General features: G+C 43.3%; 12 protein-coding genes. 5 read left to right on the top strand and 7 right to left on the bottom strand.

Going from position 1 to position 19,799, the window contains the following annotated elements:
* Positions 1 to 159 precede the first annotated feature (159 nt).
* Positions 160 to 1,611, top strand: a complete 1,452-nt coding sequence (locus BVI01S_RS01940) for an S-layer homology domain-containing protein (protein WP_061809028.1) — start codon at positions 160 to 162, stop codon at positions 1,609 to 1,611.
* Between the two features lie 95 nt (positions 1,612 to 1,706).
* On the opposite strand, the gene BVI01S_RS01935 is transcribed toward BVI01S_RS01940, so the two are convergent.
* Together BVI01S_RS01935 and BVI01S_RS01930 are read right to left on the bottom strand one after the other, a co-directional pair.
* Complete coding sequence (locus BVI01S_RS01935; protein WP_061809027.1) at positions 1,707 to 2,999, bottom strand: S-layer homology domain-containing protein; 1,293 nt, start codon at positions 2,997 to 2,999, stop codon at positions 1,707 to 1,709.
* Between the two features lie 869 nt (positions 3,000 to 3,868).
* Positions 3,869 to 5,998 carry an S-layer homology domain-containing protein gene (locus tag BVI01S_RS01930; protein WP_061809026.1) on the bottom strand — a complete coding sequence of 710 codons (2,130 nt, stop codon included), beginning with the start codon at positions 5,996 to 5,998 and terminating at the stop codon, positions 3,869 to 3,871.
* 372 nt (positions 5,999 to 6,370) lie between these two features.
* On the opposite strand from BVI01S_RS01930, the gene BVI01S_RS01925 reads away from it, so the two are divergent.
* The gene (locus BVI01S_RS01925; protein ID WP_061809025.1) at positions 6,371 to 7,435 is read left to right on the top strand and encodes an S-layer homology domain-containing protein; all 1,065 of its coding nucleotides are present in this window, start codon (positions 6,371 to 6,373) and stop codon (positions 7,433 to 7,435) included.
* Between the two features lie 117 nt (positions 7,436 to 7,552).
* Here BVI01S_RS01925 and BVI01S_RS01920 read toward each other — a convergent pair whose 3' ends face one another.
* Positions 7,553 to 7,873: a hypothetical protein gene (locus BVI01S_RS01920; protein ID WP_061809024.1), complete on the bottom strand. Its 321-nt coding sequence runs from the start codon at positions 7,871 to 7,873 to the stop codon at positions 7,553 to 7,555.
* 398 nt (positions 7,874 to 8,271) lie between these two features.
* Here BVI01S_RS01920 and BVI01S_RS01915 point away from each other — a divergent pair, with 398 nt between their 5' ends.
* A complete protein-coding gene (locus BVI01S_RS01915; protein WP_082804625.1) occupies positions 8,272 to 14,598 on the top strand; it encodes a lamin tail domain-containing protein in 6,327 nt (2,108 codons plus the stop codon).
* A 318-nt stretch (positions 14,599 to 14,916) separates the two neighbouring features.
* The gene (locus tag BVI01S_RS01910; RefSeq protein ID WP_082804624.1) at positions 14,917 to 15,882 is read left to right on the top strand and encodes a glycosyltransferase family 4 protein; all 966 of its coding nucleotides are present in this window, start codon (positions 14,917 to 14,919) and stop codon (positions 15,880 to 15,882) included.
* Positions 15,883 to 15,957: 75 nt separating this feature from the next.
* Here the strand turns inward: BVI01S_RS01910 and BVI01S_RS01905 are convergent, their stop codons facing one another.
* On the bottom strand, positions 15,958 to 17,046 hold the full coding sequence (locus tag BVI01S_RS01905; RefSeq protein ID WP_061809023.1) for a plasmid pRiA4b ORF-3 family protein: 1,089 nt from the start codon (positions 17,044 to 17,046) through the stop codon (positions 15,958 to 15,960).
* A gap of 258 nt (positions 17,047 to 17,304) precedes the next feature.
* Between BVI01S_RS01905 and BVI01S_RS23040 the strand changes: the two genes are divergently transcribed.
* The gene (locus tag BVI01S_RS23040; protein ID WP_280512977.1) at positions 17,305 to 17,433 is read left to right on the top strand and encodes a hypothetical protein; all 129 of its coding nucleotides are present in this window, start codon (positions 17,305 to 17,307) and stop codon (positions 17,431 to 17,433) included.
* 817 nt (positions 17,434 to 18,250) lie between these two features.
* Here BVI01S_RS23040 and BVI01S_RS01895 read toward each other — a convergent pair.
* From BVI01S_RS01895 to BVI01S_RS01885, 3 genes are all read right to left on the bottom strand, one after another.
* Entirely contained in the window at positions 18,251 to 18,562 is a 312-nt protein-coding gene (locus BVI01S_RS01895) for a hypothetical protein (RefSeq protein WP_061809021.1), read from the bottom strand.
* An 84-nt stretch (positions 18,563 to 18,646) separates the two neighbouring features.
* Complete coding sequence (locus tag BVI01S_RS01890; RefSeq protein ID WP_082804623.1) at positions 18,647 to 19,147, bottom strand: DnaD domain-containing protein; 501 nt, start codon at positions 19,145 to 19,147, stop codon at positions 18,647 to 18,649.
* Positions 19,095 to 19,679, bottom strand: a complete 585-nt coding sequence (locus BVI01S_RS01885) for a hypothetical protein (protein WP_061809019.1) — start codon at positions 19,677 to 19,679, stop codon at positions 19,095 to 19,097. The genes BVI01S_RS01890 and BVI01S_RS01885 overlap by 53 nt, the downstream gene beginning before the upstream one ends.
* Positions 19,680 to 19,799: the final 120 nt, after the last annotated feature.

Genomic DNA, 19,799 nt, shown 5'->3' with positions numbered 1-19,799 from the left:
TCCATCATATGGATTTTAATAACACTCTTCAATAGGTATAAAGTTTTAGTTTCCTTTATTTTTAAATGGAAGCAGGCATGCTGACAACCCCCCATATCCCCAAAAATCCTTCCAATTATCTTCCAACTCTATTACAATAGTAATAAAGGGGGAATGAACATGAAACACATGTTTCGCATTTTATTGATCGGTGCCCTGCTTTTTGGTGCAGCCTCTTCATCAGCCAGTGCCCAAAGCTTCACCGATTTACATAAGGGAACCAACTTTTATGATGAAATGATGTACTTGTATAGTGAAGGAGTCATCGAAGGATTCACAGATGGTGAATTCAAGCCTAGTATGGCCGTAAACCGTGCCCAGGCAGCCATCATGATTGGAAGAGTCCTGGGCTATAGTGACGAGCCCCGCGAGTCGTCATTTACAGATGTGGGTAAATCCACTACAGGTTCAGGCTATATCCAAACAGCCTATGAAAATGGCATTATTTCCGGCTATGGTGATAACTCCTTCAGACCTGGAGAAACGGTCACACGTGGTCAAATGGCCATGTTTCTTGCAAGAGCCTTTGATATGAAGGATGAAGCATTAGTACCATTTAGTGATGTTTCAATTCAAATGGAAGCTTACCGCTCCATCCGTCAAATTATTTCATTTGGTGTTACGGAAGGGTATACAGATGGAACGTTTCAACCTTTAAAACAGGTGACTCGTGCCCAGTTCTCTGCTTTCTTGGCAAGAGCAGTAAGTGATGATTTCAGGTTAAAAGTAAATGCCTGCGGCTATGATCCAGAGTCACGAACAAACCCGGACTATCAAACCGTCAACTGCTTGATTACGAAGGCGGCACTTGAAGCAGATACCGTTGTACCACCGGAAGTTGTGAAAAGTATCGCTTCGGTTGAAAGCGGTGGATGGAAACAATTTGATTCAAACGGTGATCCGATCATAAGTGATGATGGCGGCATCGGGATCATGCAAGTCACCCCGCCTTTCGAATCCGGCGTGAACGAAGAAAAGCTAAAGTATGATATCACGTATAACATAGAACAAGGAATTAAAATTCTTGCTTCTAAATATACCGATCCTGCTTTGCCTACCATTGGTGATCAAGATCCTATGAATCTTGAAAACTGGTATTTTGCCATCATGGGTTATAACGGTGCAGTAGCAGTAAATAGTCCATTCGTGAAAGCAACCGGAGACCATAACTTTGATTCTTATCAGATGAAAGTATACCGGGATATGGATAACAAAGGACAAGTCACTCCACAGATATTTCAAATACCAATGACTGTCGATGATTTCCACTACGGCGAGGATACGAATTGGAATATTGTATTTAAAAAGGATCATTATGATTTCTATGCCGACTACACACCGTCAAGACATTACTTTGAACCTGGTGATCAGGTCGTCCATGTCGGAACCACTCTTCGTGCTGATGCGACTACGAGGTCTAAAGGGACTCCCCTTCAATCAGCAGAAAAACTGAAGATCCTGGCAGCACCTGTTTACGATCTGGATTCAGACTCAAATCAATTTGTTTGGTATCCGGTTGAAGTTGTGAGAACAGAACAAAAAGGGTATGTGGCTTCATATAATGTACGCTAGGACACATTACAACCCTTTATACAAATAGAAGAGACGAAGGGATATAAGACATCCCTTCGTCTCTTTTTTTGGAAAGTGGGGTGGCACTCCCCTCACTAATCCATCTGCAACACTCGGAAAGCAATAACGGAGAATTCCGCTCTCGTTATGGGTGCTCCCGGCTTGAATTGACCATTTGTGTATCCATTTACGATGCCATAGGATGACAGTGTATTAATATAGACCGATCCCCAGTAGTTTGCATGTACATCTCTGAATAGAACCTTACTTGGTGGGTTTTGAGGAAGCTCCAGGGCTCTTACCACTACTTTTGATAATTCAGCACGGGTGATCGTCCGATTGGGATTGAAATTTGCTGCTTTGGAAAATACCCCTTTTCGGGTCAATGAAGCTATTGCCTGATAAGCAGGGTGCTCCTTTGTGACATCTTTGAAACCCGGATCAGTCAACTCAGTATTACCCTCTCCTGACAGCTTGGCCAGCATGACGGCTACTTCCGCTCTTGTCATCCCTATGTTTGGTTTGAATTCCGATTCTGTCGCTCCTTTTACGAGACCCAGTTTACTTAAGTACATGATTTGATCATATGCCCAGTGATCTGCAGGAAGATCTGTGTAGGCAGGTGGTGCTTCAGGCACTTCCGGAAGTTCATTTCCTTCAAGAGCTGTTAAGAAAGCCGCTGCCATCACCTGATAACCTGCTTCATTCGGATGGACATTCTGCGGGTTTGGCAGGAAATCCCTGGCGTTCGTTCCAAACGCATCGAAAATCGGTACGAATGTGGCTCCGGATGCTTCAGATGTACCTTCTATCACTTGGTTTAACCCCTTCGACAATTCGACGAACGGGGCCTTCTTTTCATCAGGAAGATGAGGGTAAGGGAAATAGTAACCCATCACATAGACATCAATCTCAGGATTGATCGCGTGAATAGCCTGAATCGTCGCACCAAGATTTGTTTCTATCCCGGAAACAATCGCGGGAAGCTTCTTCATGTCGAAATACGGACCATTTTCAGTCATCGTCACGTTCGACAGGAAATCATTAGCCCCTGATGAAATGGTCACAACATTAGCTGTTCGCAGCTTTTCTTGAAGAGTTGGATTTGCAAGGGTTTCAAGTACCTTCTGAGACGTTAGCCCGGGATAGGCGAACTCCTTCGTGAACGATCCCAATAAATCCTTTCCAGCAAGAGCCGCTGAAGCAAAATCGGCATATCCATTCCCCAATTCATTGGTGGGGGTGACCCCTACTGCCAGCGAATCACCCAGTGATATGTAGTGAACCATCCTGGATTCTTCCTGGGCTGAAACAACAGGCACAACAATGCTCCATAATAAAGCCGCCATTATGACAAATGCTACACTCTTATTCCGTAAACCTCTCATCTTACACCCCTTCTCCTAGTCCTTATTGCTTACTTTTTCAGTTTACAGGAATAACCATGTGGAGTGAGCATGTTTCGTCATACAAATTCAGCCCTATTTCGATTGTTTTTGATAAAGAACATATCGTTCGCTAAAGTGTTGCCTGTCCCCACACATAATTTTAAAAACCCTCCTAATAAAAGTAACGGGTTCGGTTTTCGAGTACTAGGACTTGATTCGCCCGTTAATTAGCAGATCCAATTTGAAAACGAAATGGATCGCTTCTTTTTGTAGATATATCAAGGTATTTAATTTAATGAGCTTATTGGATTTCAGCGCACGAATTCGCACTTCTTTTAGCAATGTGACAGAAGTTATTTTGTCAGCGCGTTGGAGGAAATGATGTTTGTTAATGTAAACCAGCAATGAAGGATACTGCTTTGATGATCCCATTTTGGCGGCAGAATGATAAGCGGAGAAATTCCGTCTAAGGCAGGTGGAGGAGAGGTAAAACGCTGAAATAAGCGGAGAAGTTCCGCTTAACTGCTCAATATGGAACAATATTCAACGGATCTTGTTCCATAAGCGGAAAATCTCCGGCTATTATTCGTGAAATAGCCATATTTTCCGATTTAAACGGAATTTTTCCGCTTATTTTCAAACGCCAGGGAAACGGCTCTCCTTATTCAACATAAGAGTGATGATCTTTAACAAAGAATTGTAAAAAAGCTCGAAGCATAATGGCTCCGAGCTTTTTTACGTGTTCATTTCACTACTAAAGTGTCTACTGATTCAATTGAAAATTACTGTGCGATAAGCACTGCTCATTCAAATTTTGTACTTTAAAACCGAACCCGTAAAAATAAAAGAAGGGGTTTTCGAATCCTATATTATTTAATAACTGACTTAAACTCATAAGTCCCTTGTCCCGATTCAACTGTATAGAGGACATAGACCCCGTTCGAAGCCAACAATCCTCCAAAGTTATACGTAATGCCTAATGAAAACTGCTCGTAGTAACCAATCTCTGTATCAATCCCAGCATCCATTAGCTTAGATTCCGTATACTCGGATTTTTTTGTCCCGCCTTCATAGATCTCAACTTTTTTAACCGTAACGGTGTTTTCGCTCAAATTATAAAAAGAAGTACTCAAGCTTTTGATCACATTGTTGATTTGACTTGTACCGTGACTGAATGTAAGTGCCGGCCGATCCGTGACGTCAATGATGCTTTCAGCCGATTTTCCATTCTCAAGCGTCGCCGTTATGACGGCCGAGCCCTCTTCGTGAGAAGTGACAACTCCATTGTCGTCCACAGTTGCAACCGTCGGATTACTTGAAGTCCATGTCATGTCTAGGGAATCCGAGACTTCAGTTGGTGTGACGGATGCCGTTAGTTGGTACGTTTTATTGGTATTCATCTTAACCCGACTCGAGTTCAGGTCCACTTGTGCCGTTTCGACTAGGAGTTCTTGAATGCGTTCCTCTGCTGATTCAAGTTTAGTTAATCCAGCGATACTGATGCTCTTATCCAGTTCTAATGCTGCAGCTACCTTTTTACGAGCTGCTTCTACGTCAGAACGGTTTTCTAATGTAATAGAGTCCGGGAGAGCGGCAATGGCTTCTTCTGCCTGATTTTCAGCTTGGAGAAGCTCAATGTCAGATTCAGCGGCTTGCAGGACTGAAATGCCCTTAATAACTGCGGCTGCATCCACTTTCAACACTTCTTCCACTTTAGCCCGGGCTGTTAGAATTACTTCGGCGTCATCAAGAGCAACCGGATGAGGGATTACTTTGATTGCTTCCTCCGCCTCATTCGTACGAGTGAGCAATAGAATGGTACTCTCCGCTTTTTCCAGCTTTTCAATACTTGGAATATCTGCTTTTGCATTCATGCCATAAACAGTATTTACTTGATTCCTTACTGCTTCCACACTGTCTTTATCATCCAGTGTGATGATTTCCGGCAAGGCTTTGATGGCTTCTTCAGCATCATTGATTGCATAAAGAAGGTCAATCGTGTCTTCTGCTTTCACAAGAGTCGCAAAGCCTTTAATCATATCTTCGCTTCCTCTTTGAAGCACTTCATCAACAAGCGCTCTTGCCTCTTTTATTTTTTCTTCATCTGCCAAGGTGATTGTTTCTGGTAAGGACGCAATGATTTCGTCCGCTTTTTGGGCATTGACGTCTTCAAATGTGGTTTCAATTGTAATGTGCAGGGAGGTCTTCAAGTCTGTTCCGATAATGTCCCCTTGAATAACGTGCTCTCCCGGAGAACTGAAGTCGGTCATTTCCCAACTTACCATTTTTTCTTCCAGGTTATTTCCTCGCATGAGAACGTCAACCGTCGTCGGAAGGGAAACGTCCATATATGTACGTGCATGAATGTCTTCAGGCTGGATGACTTTCATCATGACTGGGTTATATGGAGATTCTGAACGATAAATGAAAAGCGCAAACTCACCGCGTGTAATTTGTTGATCGGTACCAAATAAAGTGGCCGATTTTCCTTGGGTGATGTCGTTTGCGATAAGGGCTTTTACATATTCCATGTAACGGTTGTTCACATCTACAAACGGCACATTAGCATCGCCTTTGAGGTGATAAGCCCTGGCTATGATGATCGCCATTTCCCCGCGGGTCAATGTATCGTCCGAACCGAAACGAGTTGCCGTTTTCCCATTGATGATACCTTGCTTTTTTAGGATGTTCACTGCGCTCTGTGCACGTTTTGGCACGTCGTTGAACCCCGCATCAGGTGCTTCTTCTCCAATTAAGTTCAGTGCTCTCGCAATCATGACCGCTGCGTCTGCCCGTTTAATCTGGTCAGTGATGCCAAATTCTGAATCTGAAAGACCGTTTGTAATATGTTCTTTCACTAAATAATCTACGGCCAGCTCATATCTTACGGATACATCTTTAAATGTGAACGCCGAAGCCGTCGGCACAGTTGAAGAAATAACCGCGGCCGCTGCAGCTGCTGCAAATACCTTACGGAAACGTGTGGAATAATGACTCATTTATAAAACTCCTTCATATGTAGTAATCTTGATGTTAGATTAGTAGATTCTACAGGGTTGATTACCTTACACAATAAATTTTACTAATCTGGTATGAAACACCATTGGCAATTTTATCATAAAAATAGGCGAATATTACCTCATTGATTATTGGTAATTTAACCCTACTAAGTACGAACCGACTAGTCCACTTATCCCAGCCTAAATTCAGAGAAAGATCAGTAGTCATTTAGAAGATGTCACTTGAACATTGGAACACCAGGCAAGCATTCCTACCCCTTCCAAAAATACCATTTTTTTCTGATAGCTAATTTAACATAAATGAAATATTATCAATCTGTTAGTAACATATTTTGAGAGGGGAAACACCATTTGAAAGCATTTAAACTATTACTTTGCTTGGGGTTGGCATTCATTGCTTTACCTTTACAATCGGCTTTTGCTGCTGGAGGAAAGACGATTGATCACTACATTCCTATGGACATCGATGAGGAACACTGGGCATGGGAAGAAATCAATGATTTCATCAATGCTGATATCATTGACGGGTATATGGATGAAGACATGAATATGACTGTGAAGCCCAATGACAATATCACTAGGGCACAGTTTACAAAAATCCTCGTAAACGCACTGTCACTGGAAGCAAATGGGCCAGCGAAGAAATTCAGCGATGTTAAATCGTCAGCTTGGTACTATGAGTATGTAAATACGGCGAGCAGCCTTGGAATCATTAACGGAAACACAAATGGAACATTTTCACCAAATAACAATATCACAAGAGATCAAATGACGAAGATGATTGTGCTTGCCTTTGAGAAAACGGTTCCATTCCAGAACTCGGCTACTCAGAAATTCTCTGATGTCAGCAAGGATTATTGGGCATTTGACTACATCAACAAAGCTTCTAACGCAGAAATTGTGAAAGGGTTTGGAACGACTTTCAAACCACTCAATCTAGCAACTAGAGCACAGGCAATCGTCATGATTCACCGGGGATTAAACAAGGAGCAATCCAATCTTCCTGCTGAAGAAGACGTAAAAGGGTTCCTTAAAGATCACATCCTTAAGGAGAACAGCCTGATGGAGACTAATGCATCTGATGAACTGATGGCACTCTATGAAGAAAACGGCACAGGATACTACCTGACAGAAGCAAGGGATCTTGGCGGAATCTACTTCCCTGCTGATGAAGGATACACAGTCGAAATTGATGATTCGAAGCTTTCACTCAGTATCCTATCCAGCTCTGACCGCTTCCTTACTGTAGAAGCTACTGGAATGGTCGGAAGATTCACTTATAAGAGCGATGACTTCAACATGGACTTTACGTCTAAAATGGATGGATCCTATAACCTGAAGCTCGATTCAAAAAGCGGAAAATGGAAGATCTACAACTATACCCCTTACTTCGACGAAGAGCAGTTTGAGGAATAGGTGGGACAGAGGGATAATTCCCATGTCCCATTAAGAAAGAAGACGGAGGAACCTATTCCTTCGTCTTTTTCATATTAATCCATTTTGGAGAAGGGGACCTGTCCCTATGTCCCTGTTTTAGTATTCTGCCCATTTCCTAATCTTCTTCACAACAATTTCTCCTACATTCATAAGTGAAATAATGATATTAAATGGAACGGCTATGATCCAACCACCTGCACAAAACATTCCGTAAATCATTGTTTTTTCAAATATTGACCAAGGTGCGTCGTTTATATTCAACACTGTATAAAAAATAAATCCCATAATAACTAGACTCCAAAAACTTAAAGACAAATCTATTATTGAGAAGATAAAGAAAAACAAAAGCAAAGATAAACATAAAATAACATGAATTAAACCAATATAATCAATTAATGAATGTAGTTCCTCTATCATTATTACAACCCCTTAATATGTATTATGAACTTCACGATTCAGGCACCTTAACTCCATTAGCTTATTAATCTATTCCCTGCCTCTTCGTAGTCAAGTCTGTCCTAAGTCATTCATCAATAGTAAAAACCTCCTAATATTATAACAGAATATGGTATCCGCATGAAGGAGCATTCTAAGACAGAATAATGAACATAACTCTAAGGAGTACGGGGACGGTTCTTTCGTTTCTGATATAAAGGGACATCTCTTCTCCTAAAACACCCAGAATAAAACAAAAATAAGTAACAGAACCGTCCGCACGCCCTCCCTACAATACTTTTACAATATTTTCATATTCCATTAACAATCGGTCTTTAGTATGAATATTGACAAAATATTTATATATAGGAGGAAAATGTATGAATCACCGGTTTAGTAAGGTTTTTTCTTTTGGCCTCTGTGCCTCTCTTGTGTTCACTACCTTCGCTCCAGCTATTAAGACAAAAGCTGCAGCCCCCGTGTCAGATCTGCTTATAACTGAAGTCGTTCCAGATATCCTTGGGGCGGAGGACTATGAGTACTTCGAGATTCATAATCCGACAAATGCACCTTTGGATCTATCAAACTATTACGTTTCCTACATATATACAGATGGATCTCATTCTGATGTAGAACTGACTGTTCCAAGTTACAGCGTTCCCGAGAACGAAACGGTCGCATTATGGTTTAATAAATCCGGAAAGACGAAGGATGACTTTCGAACCCACTATGCTTCTACTATAGAGGATGACCATTTACTAGAATTCTCTGGGGATGGCTTTACCGGCATGGCCAATGGGGGAGAAAGAGGAATCACCCTTTCGAATGCTAACCGGGAACCGCTATCCACTGCCAGCTACCTTGGAGATGAAGTATCTGAAGATCTCGGAAAAGAATTCAAACATGATCCAAATTCACCTGCCATGGCGACATTCCGAACCAATTCCACACCGAGTCCAGGCATCATTGACGTCGAACAAATCAACCTATCTCAACCAGACCAACCCAACCAACCACCAGTGATTACCCACCAGCCAGTAACGTCTGTTGATGACAATCAAAATCTATCCATCAACGTCCAAATTGAAGATGATCAAGACCTGCTGACAGCAACCGTTCATTACCAAACAAACGACGCTCTTCCACCGAAGTCTATGCAACTAACGAGCAATGGAAATCAAACATACTCTGCAGAAATTCCGGCTGAAGACTATTTAGGCTCAAGTCTAAGCTACTACATCGAAGTCAAAGATGGAACAAATACCGTTACATATCCAACCGACACCCAAACTCCATTCGAAGTAAGCATCAATCAAACAGAGGAGTTCGACGCACAGGCAGCACCCAAGCTTCTCATCACCGAGCTAACGCCGAACTCATCTAACGTCGGCTCCAAAGACGGCTTTGAATTTATCGAAGTCTATAACAATACCAATCAGGAAATCAATATGAAAGAGTACAAGCTCATCTACCATACTCCGTCATCCGGGACGAGCGAAGATTGGGATATAACAGAAGATAAAGTGGTTCCGGCTCAATCGTCATTCGTCGTCTGGGTCAAAAATGGCGCAAATGCCGACTCGACATTAGAAGACTTTAACGCCAATTACGGGACAAGCTTATCAGAAGCGGAAATCACGACCGTGGAAGATGACGGGATGTCCAATAGCGCGGAAAAGACATTGAAGATCGCGGACGACCTCGGGGTTGAATTCTCTGAAGCGACCTATGTGGCAACCGATGTGAAAGAGGACAGCGGCGTTACCTATAAATATCCGCTGACAGGAAATAAAATGGTGAACGTCGGATCCTCCATTAAAGCAAACCCTGGTATGACGTTGGAGGGGCAGGTCCCATCACAACCGGTACAGGCAGGAGATGATGCCGAAGCACCGGTCATCACCCATACTCCACTGACCGAAATCACAGGTGGTCAGGATGTAACCGTCCAGACCGAGGTCACGGACAATCAAGAGATCCAGGCAGTTTCCCTATCGTACCGCACAGATGCAGATAGCCCTTGGACCTCAACACCCATGACACTGAAAAAAGGTTCAACCTACGAAGCGACGATTTCAAAAGAAGCTCTCCGTTCCGAGGAGCTTCAATATAAAATCGAGGCAACCGACGGTGTCAATAAAGTGTCTACCGATACGTACACCGCCACTATCAAAAAAGCGGAATACGACGCTCAAATGGTCCCCACTCTTTTAGTGACAGAGGTGGTTCCAGACTCTGATAATGTAAACGGCCTCGATGGCTATGAGTTCATCGAAATCTATAATAACTCCGACAAGGATATCAATTTCAAAGATTATAAAATCCGCTACCGCTATCCTATGGACGGGCCGGAAGCCGATCTTACCTGGCCGGGTGAAAAAGAAGATATCACCATTCCATCCGGGGAAACCCTCGTTTTTTGGATTATCAATAAAGGAAATGGCGACAAAACCGTGGCTGATTTCAACGAGAATTACCAATCTCAGCTTGTAGAAAATCAAAACATCGTCAAGGTCCATTCTGACGGGATGGCCAACGGCAGCAACCGGGGGATCGTGATTGCAACGAATACGGGAAAAGAAATAGCAACTTCCTACTATAATGACGTCCCGAATGTAGACGATACAGCAGCGAACAAAGGAATCCTGTACGCATTCCCGACCAACGGAAAGAACGAAATGGTGAAAGTCAGCTCAGGCACGGAGGCAGCGACACCCGGGACTGCCACTCCAACGCAGGTTCCACAGGAAAAAGTAAAGCTTCCGGACGATACTCAAGATCCCACTCTTGAAGACGTAACCAATGTACGGGAAGTGGAAGAAAAAGGATCACTCCAACTACTGTTCGATGCCAAAGACAATATCGGCGTCAAAACCGTAAAACTATTTTATAAAGATAACGAACAGTCTAGCTACCGCTCTGTCAACCTGATGGAAAACTATGATGATTCACTCTATCACCATACGATTTATTTACCAGAATTAATGGGCAAAAAGTCGTTGGAATACTATGTGCAAGTGTCAGACGGAACCAACAGCATTGAAACCGACAAGAAAACGATCTCAATCCTGGGAGATGAAGAGAACGCAGGATTGCGCTTAAATATGAAAGATCAAGCCATCGTCAGCAAGGACACGATCGTGGCAGCCACCTCTTCCCCATCTTCATATGAAGATATCTCTTTAAAAATAGGGAATAAGGATGTCACGAACGATACCTACAAAGCACTCGAAAAACCTGCCTACTTCTCGTTTGAAGTGAAAAAGACCAACTTATTTTTCAAAAACGGTGTGACCATGGATGATCAAGTGCTCTCCATCTTTGATGATACGATCAACTCCTATGTCACCATGAGTGTGCCCATTCAACCGAATCAGATCAGCTCTGAAAAGGACACGGTCATTTCGATCCGATCGGGTACCAAGGTCTCTCCTTTTGATACGACGTCTGAAGAGAACAGAGACGACTTTTACATTAAAAATGTCCGTCTCGTCCTGAGCGATGGAACGATCATTTATGACCCGAAATACGATGAGATCGAACAGGAATTGACCGTGGGGGACGGCGGATCGGCAACACCGACCTATGACTTCTCCTTCAACATTCCTGAAGAAAAGTTTATTTCGAAAGCATATAAATGGGATACGTCAACGGCGAAGGAAGGAGAAAATACGATCACCGCAACCGAAGGAACGAATTCGATTTCTTCCAACATAATCGTGGATAATTCCGCTCCGACTATCGAGCCGACGGTAACCGATAAAAAAGACTACAAAGGTCCATTCACCCTAAATGCAGCGGTTGAGGATGAGTTCTCAGGTGTAACGGAAATGATAGCCACTCTTGACGGCAAGGAGATCACGCTTCCTTACGAAACCTCTTCTGCCAAGCTATCTGCCGGTAAGCATACGTTTGACGTTACAGCAAAAGATATCGTCGGGAACGAAGCAAAGAAAACGGTGACCTTTACCGTCGTCGATGAGCATCCTACGACACCAAAAGCACTAAATCCCGGGCCGAACGCAACTGGAATAGGGAATAACACGAAGCTTTCGGTTGAAGTGAAAGATCCTACGAACGACGAGCTCAATGTCGAGTTTTACCAAGGATTTCACTACAAACCATCCGATGCCGAAGTGAAGGTAGTGTCCCATGCTGCGGACACCGAGCCTCCACTCACTCTTGAGATGGACGGAGAAATTGCAGCATCAGATGAAGATATCCAAAAGGTCAGTGACCTTGATGGAGAGTTCATGACGACCACTTCCACTACCAAGTTCCCTTATCAACGCTTTGAAGTCAGTGTTGATTCGACAGTATCTGATAAGGATACCGTGAAACTGAAATGGGACGGAAAATCAATGGCCGGCCGTAAAGTATCCATGTATGTATGGAACTTTGCCGATTCCAAATGGGATATGCAGCAATGGAAGGTCGCCAGGGAAGAGAATTTCTCTTTAGAAGCAGAAATACAAGGATCAGACTACCTGAAAGATCATAAAGTCCAAGTCCTCATCCAGGATGAAGTGGCACCGGAAGCTTCCTCTGACTATACGATGGTCTGGATGTCGGATACCCAATATTATTCTGAAAGCTACCCTCATATTTACAAAAAGATGGTGGACTGGGTTGCTGCAAACAAAGAATCGTTAAACATCCCTTATGTCTTCCACACAGGTGACCTGGTGGATGAAGCAGACGATCCACAGCAGTGGGCCTATGCGGATGAATATATGAAAGTGCTGGAAGACGCAGACATACCATATGGTGTACTTGCAGGAAATCACGACGTTGATCACAAAACAAATGACTACACTCAATACTCCAAGTACTTCGGGGAGGATCGCTTCAACAAGCAGCCTTATTACGGCGAATCATACAAAGACAACCGCGGTCACTATGATCTCGTCAGTGCGAACGGCAATGATTTCATCATGATGTACATGGGGTGGGGAATCGAACAGGAAGATATCGATTGGATGAACAAGGTGTTACAAGAACACCCTGATCGTATGGCAATCCTTAGTTTCCATGAGTACCTGTTAGTATCCGGAAACCGCAGCCCCCTCGGGAATGACATTTTCGAACAGGTTGTGAAGCCAAATAAAAATGTCATCGCAGCCTTCAGCGGTCATTACCATGATAGCGAAACATTAGTCGATGAAATCGATGATGATGGCGACGGCAATCCAGATCGGAAAGTGTATCAAATGTTAGCCGATTATCAAGGAGGACCAGAAGGCGGACAAGGCTACATGAGACTCCTCCATGTCAATCAAGCCGACAATAAGATCTATGTGAAGACCTACTCACCGTACCTGGATGATTATAACTACTACAACACGGACCAATATCCAGGAAAAGACGAATTTGTCATCGACCTCCCGCTTCAACCGCAAAGTAAAGAAGTGTCTACGGATCGATTTGAAGTGAATGTCTATACAGAGAATCAAATCGGAAAGACAGTCACTGCCGTGGATCATAAGGCAGAAGTGGACTGGAATGGTTTAAAGAAGGATCAGCAGTATGGCTGGTATGTGAAAGCAGGAGATGAATTCGGCGGAGAAGTGAGGTCGGATGTGTGGACGTTTACTACCGGGGAAAATGATCCTGGACAACCTCCTGTGGAAAATCCTGAACCACCGACACCAGGTGATGTGGATAAAATCACTGTAACTAAGGATCAATTTGTCGAAACAGATTCGACTCTTGAACTGAACGTTCCGAAAGACTTATCAGGTGCAACGTTTAAGCTTTCACCTGATATGCAAACATTTTTGAAAAACAGTAAAAAGGACGTAACGATACGTGTTGATGGCGCTGCCATCACGGTTCCAAAGGAAACATTTGCCCTAGCGAAGGCATCTTCTGACTTAAATATGACCATTACGTTTGAAAAACCAGAAGACGGTGCCAAATTCCTAACGAATATTTTGAACGTAGAATTCAGTGATCCAGCATTAAATACCATGATGGAGAAACCATTTACCGTTTCACTCCCTCTTCCGAATAACGTCTCGACTGCAAGTGAAAAAGCCATTTTTGGAGTAAGCTTGAATAAAAAATCAGGAAAGTGGCAATTTGCAGGTGGCGAAAGAGTCGGGAACAACTGGATCATGAAAGCGAAGCAGCTTACATCCTTCACAGTGCTTGAAAACAGTAAATCGTTTAAAGATATTCAAAGCCATTGGGCTAAGACAGAAATCGAACACCTAGCTTCCAGACTCATCATACAAGGGAAAACAGAGACTGCATTCTTACCGGATCATTCTGTCACCCGTGCAGAGTTTGCTGTATTACTAGCCCGTATGCTCAATGTACAAACGGATGAATTAAATGGAACATTCAAAGATGTGTCCGCGCAACAATCCTGGTCCGCAGCCTACATCGAAGCGTCACACCGCATGGGCATCATTAACGGATTCCCGGATGGCACATTCCGACCAGGACAAAACATCACACGCCAGGAAATGGTAGCCATGATCGTACGGGCCATGAAAGTTGAAGACCCGGAAGTGTTGGAGCAGACAGAAATTCTTGAGAAATTTAAAGACGAAAGCCAATTCAGCTCCAAGTTCACTAAAGAAATCTACCAAGCATCAGGGGCAGGGCTCATCAAAGGACGAAGCAACGGAGACTTTGACCCACTGGCAAACTCCACCAGAGCAGAAACGAGTGTGATTTTGTATCGTCTGTTGAATAAATAAGACGGGGCACGGGGGCTTGCCTCCTGTCCGACCAAGTCAAGATAGAAGACGAAGGACATGGTCCTTCGTCTTCCTTTTATGTTATAACGGAGGGACTTGCCCCTCCTCCCACAACTGAATAAAAGAAATGATATCTCATTCCGTCCTAATACTAGCAAAATGCGAGAATGCCTGTCCCCTTGTTCCAATGCCTTTCATCTCTCTTAAATATATTTTTACAAATTGTAGAAAATCCTTACTTTATGTAATATACTGAATGAAAATGACCAATTGAAAGTTTACTAGATATCCTATTCTTACAAAGGAGCACCTATTTTAATGATCACATTATCTCTGATAATCGTCCTCTTAACGTCCATCATGACGTATATAGGGGTCAAATTCATTATCCCTTTCGCCATCAAAATTAATTTCGTAGATAACCCAAACAATCGAAAAGTACATAAGAAACCTCTGCCAATGCTGGCAGGAGCTGTGTTTACCGTCATTACTCTCATTGGCATCTTATTATTAAGATGGCTTGACTATTTACCTATGAGTCTGACCATTGCCTTACTCCTGGCGGTTGTCATGCTTAGCACCATCGGCTTCATCGATGACTACTATAAAACAAAATCAAAGGAATTCTCTCCATTCCCAAGGCTGCTGGTTCAGATTATCGCTGCCTTCCTGATCGTTCAATTCGGGGACTATGTGTCACAGATTGATATTCCTGTTTTAGGATATATGGAGCTTTCACCTGTACTTGGTAAGCTGTTCACCATGGTGTGGATCATCTTCATCATTAATGTCATTAATTTCATGGATGGCCTGGACGGATTGGCAGGCGGTATGGCCGGGATTTTCGCATTCACGTTCCTCATCACGTCCATCTTGATGAATCAACCGGTTTCCGCTCTACTCTCTGCACTGATGTTAGGAGTCGCGATCGGATACTTACCTCATAACTTTTTCCCTGCGAAGATCATTATGGGGGATACGGGGTCAACCCTATTCGGTTTCATGATCGGGGCCATTTCGATCATCGGGGCCATGAAGACGATCACGGTCATCACCATCAATATTCCTTTATTGATACTGGCAATTCCAATCTTTGATACTCTGTTTGTCTTCTTAAAAAGAATCCAGCAGGGCCGATCAATCTTTCATGCGGATAAATTGCATTTGCACCATCGACTGCTGAGCTACGGACTGTCGCAGGTCCAGGCCGTGATGATTATCTATTTACTATGTATCACGACCAGTGCTTCTGCTATTTTTATATTGATGTCTATTCATTTTTAAGTTGTTCGGCAAACGCCAAAAAGAGACGAAGGAAATCCTTTCGTCTCTTTCTTTTGGGCGAGAGTGCCTGTCCTGCTACCGCATCTTCAATCTCCAATTAATCTCTTTCATGTCAAATTCCCGATATCCCTGCATTTCTCCCCACTCCCTCATCTGCAAATGATCCGGATGGGAGGAGTCTTGAATGATGGTAAGAAAGTGATCAAAGCCAGGTTCTCCCCCGACATCCTCAGGCGGTGCGTCGCCTTCTCCGTCGATACAGACGGAATAATTGACTGTGGATTCATGGAGGACCTGTTCCACTTCAATGGTATGCTCCCATCCATCCCCAAAGTCATAGGTATAAACGATTTGGGCCGGCAGATATGGTGTTACTTTTTGGCCGGTTTCCATTTCCAACGGGATGTCCCCTTCATAGGAGAACGCCTCCTCATCACAAACCAATTGCAGGCTCTGCTTCAGGGACCCGTCCTCCCCTTTCTTATAAATCGTAAAATCATGGAGGTGGCTGTCGTGCCATGAAAACGCTGTTTGCAGAACCCGGTGCAGTTCGGTAAATGAAATGTTCGCCGGCACCTTGATCCTCCTCCAAATGGAGTGCTGCTCAAGTTCAAGGGTTGCCTTAAGGACAAGAGCTTCTCTGTCGAAAACAGACTCACCGGAGATTTCCTTCAAGTCCTCATACATCGCTTCATTGGGGTGAAAATAACTATTCTTCCCGTCTCCGACCAAGAGCGAACTGATCCACTTACTCATCTCCACCTGAACAATCGAATTGGGATCCCAATATTTTTCACCAAAGTGTACGGATTCGCAGGCTTTATTCAACCTGGCAACCAGCTTTCGATCCTTGGTTTTCGCAAAAGTAAGCTCAGTGGTCGCCTCCAGATAGTCTTCAATGATCTCTTCCTTGATGGATTCAGCTTGAAACACTTCACGAATCGCTTGCACAATCAGTTGATGAATGTTCTTTTTATCCTTCGCTTTCATCCCATAAAGGACAATGGCGTAACGGTTTTGATCATTAACAAGCACCGTGAACTTATGCCTGCCGATTTTCATAAAATTGGCGTGCCACGCTTCCAAAGAAGCCACTTCCTCAACCTCTTTGACCGGCATAATCTTCAACTCGTCAAGAAGCTTCTTGGTACATTGTATCAGCATAGGGACTCTCCTTTCCTTCATGAGATATCGCCTTAAGAGCATTTACGAAAAGCTCCTTTGCGATATCTCAAATAGACACTGACTTCCTACATATTATCTAAACATTTGTTTACATATATGAAAAGCATAATACCAGTCATCCCTATAGGTAATCAAATGTTTGTTTAATTTCATGGGAAAGGTTCTCCTGGTTCTTCCTTTGACCATATAGGCGTATAATCAAAAAGAAAAAATAAGCAAAAAAAGGGAGGACTACTCATGGGAAAAGAAAAGAAAGATCTTTTAGAAGAATTAAAGAAGAAGGATGCGGATTTTGACAAAGAAATGGAGGTATACGATAAGGAAATAGAGGTACTAAAGACAAATCTATCAAAGGATAAGGAATAGGTGTGGATTTCCCCCTTTGTCACCTGTTCAGTGAGAGAGCCGGGGAGGCTCTTCTAGGCTCTTCTCACTCTATCTTAATCCCCTGAAATAAGGAATCAGAAAATACATCCTCACTACCCAACTTCTTTTACTAAAAAAGAGTTTATTTTACATTTTATGGGTATATCATCTACATAAAACTTCAAATAAATGCCAATAAACCTGGAACGCATCCTGCAAAATGTGTTTAGTGGACCTTTTCTTTAGAATTGCCGTAGAATGAGCGATTAGTGAGTTATTCGGCCATTCCAGCTCCGAGATAAGGAACGCTGTCATCAGTTGGTTTAACTAGGAGGAAATGATGTTTTGGCATATAGAAGACACGATTGAAGTTATTGAAATAGGAGTCGGGATGATTTTGTCCACCCAATTTGCTTACGGCTGTACAATAGTACTCTTAGAAAAAACAATGTTAGGTTTCTACGAGCTTTCGATATACACCCCACCCACTACCATATTTCAAAAAATAACTAACACATTCCAAAAAGGGTTGTTGGGTTCAGGGTATTTTATTTATACGAAAATCGGGAAATTTAATTGGTTCGTGCGAAAGATTTTATTCCTAATTGCACTGGCTGTCCAAGGAATTCTCTCAATGACGTTATATTATATAATATCCGGGCTGCTGGAAGGTATTTTTTTATAATGGAGCAAAACAGGGGGCTTTGGAAAGGGTACCTCCTACTACATAGTATCGAATGACTATACTATTATGAACTTGCTGGTTGCCATTTAACAAAGGAAGCACAGGGATGCCTCCCCGTGCTTCCGAATGTGATCACTGGGATGGCGGCCCTTCCCCTTCCCCATACGTCACCACAAAGCCATTCTCATCAACCCGTATCAATCCATACCCCTCCAGCCTCTTCAGACACTCCTTAATCCACTCAATCGAATACCAATCTAACTTCTTCCCGTTGTAATACCACATCGATTCACTCATGTCCCGAAGCATTCTCCCATTCCTGTGAATATATGTACCATCCTGGCCTGCACGAAGCAGAATCCACATATACACCCGCAAGTCCGCAGGGTTTCGAAACACCTCATGATCCACCATTTCATCCTTTATCCAAACTGTTTGTTCCATTTCCATCTCCTCCTTCACCCTTTATATATAAACATCCGGTTCAAAAGGACACCATAGAACAAACTTTTTTCATTCATTTTCGTTTTACATCACAACACCAGCCCCACGCTCCCGGAATGCTTCAAGCTCCGCCATCAACTTCGCCTTCTCCACCTCAAATTCTACGTCTAACGATTCATCCGGTACTTCAACGAACCCCTCTTCCGTAAACCAATCCGGCAGCATTTCCGTCCGTACCGGTTTCCGTCCGGCACGACCAATGGTTTTTTTATACGGTTTGACCTGCTTTTCTTTCTCCCTGGCATCTTTCACATTCCGCACCTGCAGCAGCTCCCACTTCACAAGGATCGCATCCACATAGCTCCAATAATGCTTCCCCCGTTCAACCGCTCTTTTCAAGGCTTCTACAACCAGACTGCCCGATAGGCTATCACACCAGGACTTGATTTTCCCCTGCATATAAGACCCCAGCCTGCCGAATTCATTTTCTTTAAAAAAAGTAACGGGACACTCGCCTGCGCGTTGTTGTTGTTCATTCTTTTCTGAAGGATTCTTTGAAGTACTCTCTGTATACGTCCCCCCCATCCATCTCTAGAGCCCCCACCTCTTGACGGGGGTGGCCATCCTTTGAAATGGATGGGCTGGTACGTTCCGGCGTAACAGGTGGGCAAATGGAAGTGAGCTCACTCACGTTACACCGCTCCTCCATCACCCGTTTCACATTCTCTGCCACTGGCTGCACATACATCACATTGCTTAAAATGATACTGGATGACGAGATAGTCCTGAACTCACGGATAAGCAAATGGTGATCCACAAGAAAATCAATCGCATCCTTCACCTGGCGCTTCGTAAATCCGTATGTATCGGCAAAAGCCTGATAGCTCTTCTGCAGCATATCCCCCTTGAATTTCGTCCTGGCACCGGTGATCATCCTGCTGTCATCCCGGATTAACGTCGGCCGATACCAATACACAATATCCGCAAGTAAGGTAATTGCCACAAAGTGTGCCTTCCCGCTTGAAAACGTAATGTTCTTATACCATAAATGAGGAACGATATTCCCCACAATATCCAATTCACCGATTCGATCCGCCACTTTACAACCTGATTTCATATTCTCTTCCACCCTTCTCGTCTATTCATGTTTTAAATAGGTTGGAAAAATGAAAAAGGACACCCTCGGAAAACTTTTTCAAAAAAATCTCTCAATCTCGGAAAGATTATCGATATCCTC

Origin of the sequence: Rossellomorea vietnamensis NBRC 101237 (genome assembly GCF_001591825.1) — a bacterium.
In the GTDB taxonomy this organism is placed as follows: domain Bacteria; phylum Bacillota; class Bacilli; order Bacillales; family Bacillaceae_B; genus Rossellomorea; species Rossellomorea vietnamensis.
This window is presented reverse-complemented; position numbering and strand designations above follow the sequence as displayed.

What these genes read in the sequence shown, in the direction of transcription:
- BVI01S_RS01930 (WP_061809026.1), bottom strand. Translation starts at nt 5,998, where the DNA reads ATGAGTCATTATTCCACACGTTTCCGTAAGGTATTTGCAGCAGCTGCA.
- BVI01S_RS01940 (WP_061809028.1), top strand. Translation starts at nt 160, where the DNA reads ATGAAACACATGTTTCGCATTTTATTGATCGGTGCCCTGCTTTTTGGT.
- BVI01S_RS01935 (WP_061809027.1), bottom strand. Translation starts at nt 2,999, where the DNA reads ATGAGAGGTTTACGGAATAAGAGTGTAGCATTTGTCATAATGGCGGCT.
- BVI01S_RS01905 (WP_061809023.1), bottom strand. Translation starts at nt 17,046, where the DNA reads ATGCTGATACAATGTACCAAGAAGCTTCTTGACGAGTTGAAGATTATG.
- BVI01S_RS01915 (WP_082804625.1), top strand. Translation starts at nt 8,272, where the DNA reads ATGAATCACCGGTTTAGTAAGGTTTTTTCTTTTGGCCTCTGTGCCTCT.
- BVI01S_RS01895 (WP_061809021.1), bottom strand. Translation starts at nt 18,562, where the DNA reads ATGGAACAAACAGTTTGGATAAAGGATGAAATGGTGGATCATGAGGTG.
- BVI01S_RS01890 (WP_082804623.1), bottom strand. Translation starts at nt 19,147, where the DNA reads ATGGGGGGGACGTATACAGAGAGTACTTCAAAGAATCCTTCAGAAAAG.
- BVI01S_RS01910 (WP_082804624.1), top strand. Translation starts at nt 14,917, where the DNA reads ATGATCACATTATCTCTGATAATCGTCCTCTTAACGTCCATCATGACG.
- BVI01S_RS01920 (WP_061809024.1), bottom strand. Translation starts at nt 7,873, where the DNA reads ATGATAGAGGAACTACATTCATTAATTGATTATATTGGTTTAATTCAT.
- BVI01S_RS23040 (WP_280512977.1), top strand. Translation starts at nt 17,305, where the DNA reads ATGGGAAAAGAAAAGAAAGATCTTTTAGAAGAATTAAAGAAGAAGGAT.
- BVI01S_RS01885 (WP_061809019.1), bottom strand. Translation starts at nt 19,679, where the DNA reads ATGAAATCAGGTTGTAAAGTGGCGGATCGAATCGGTGAATTGGATATT.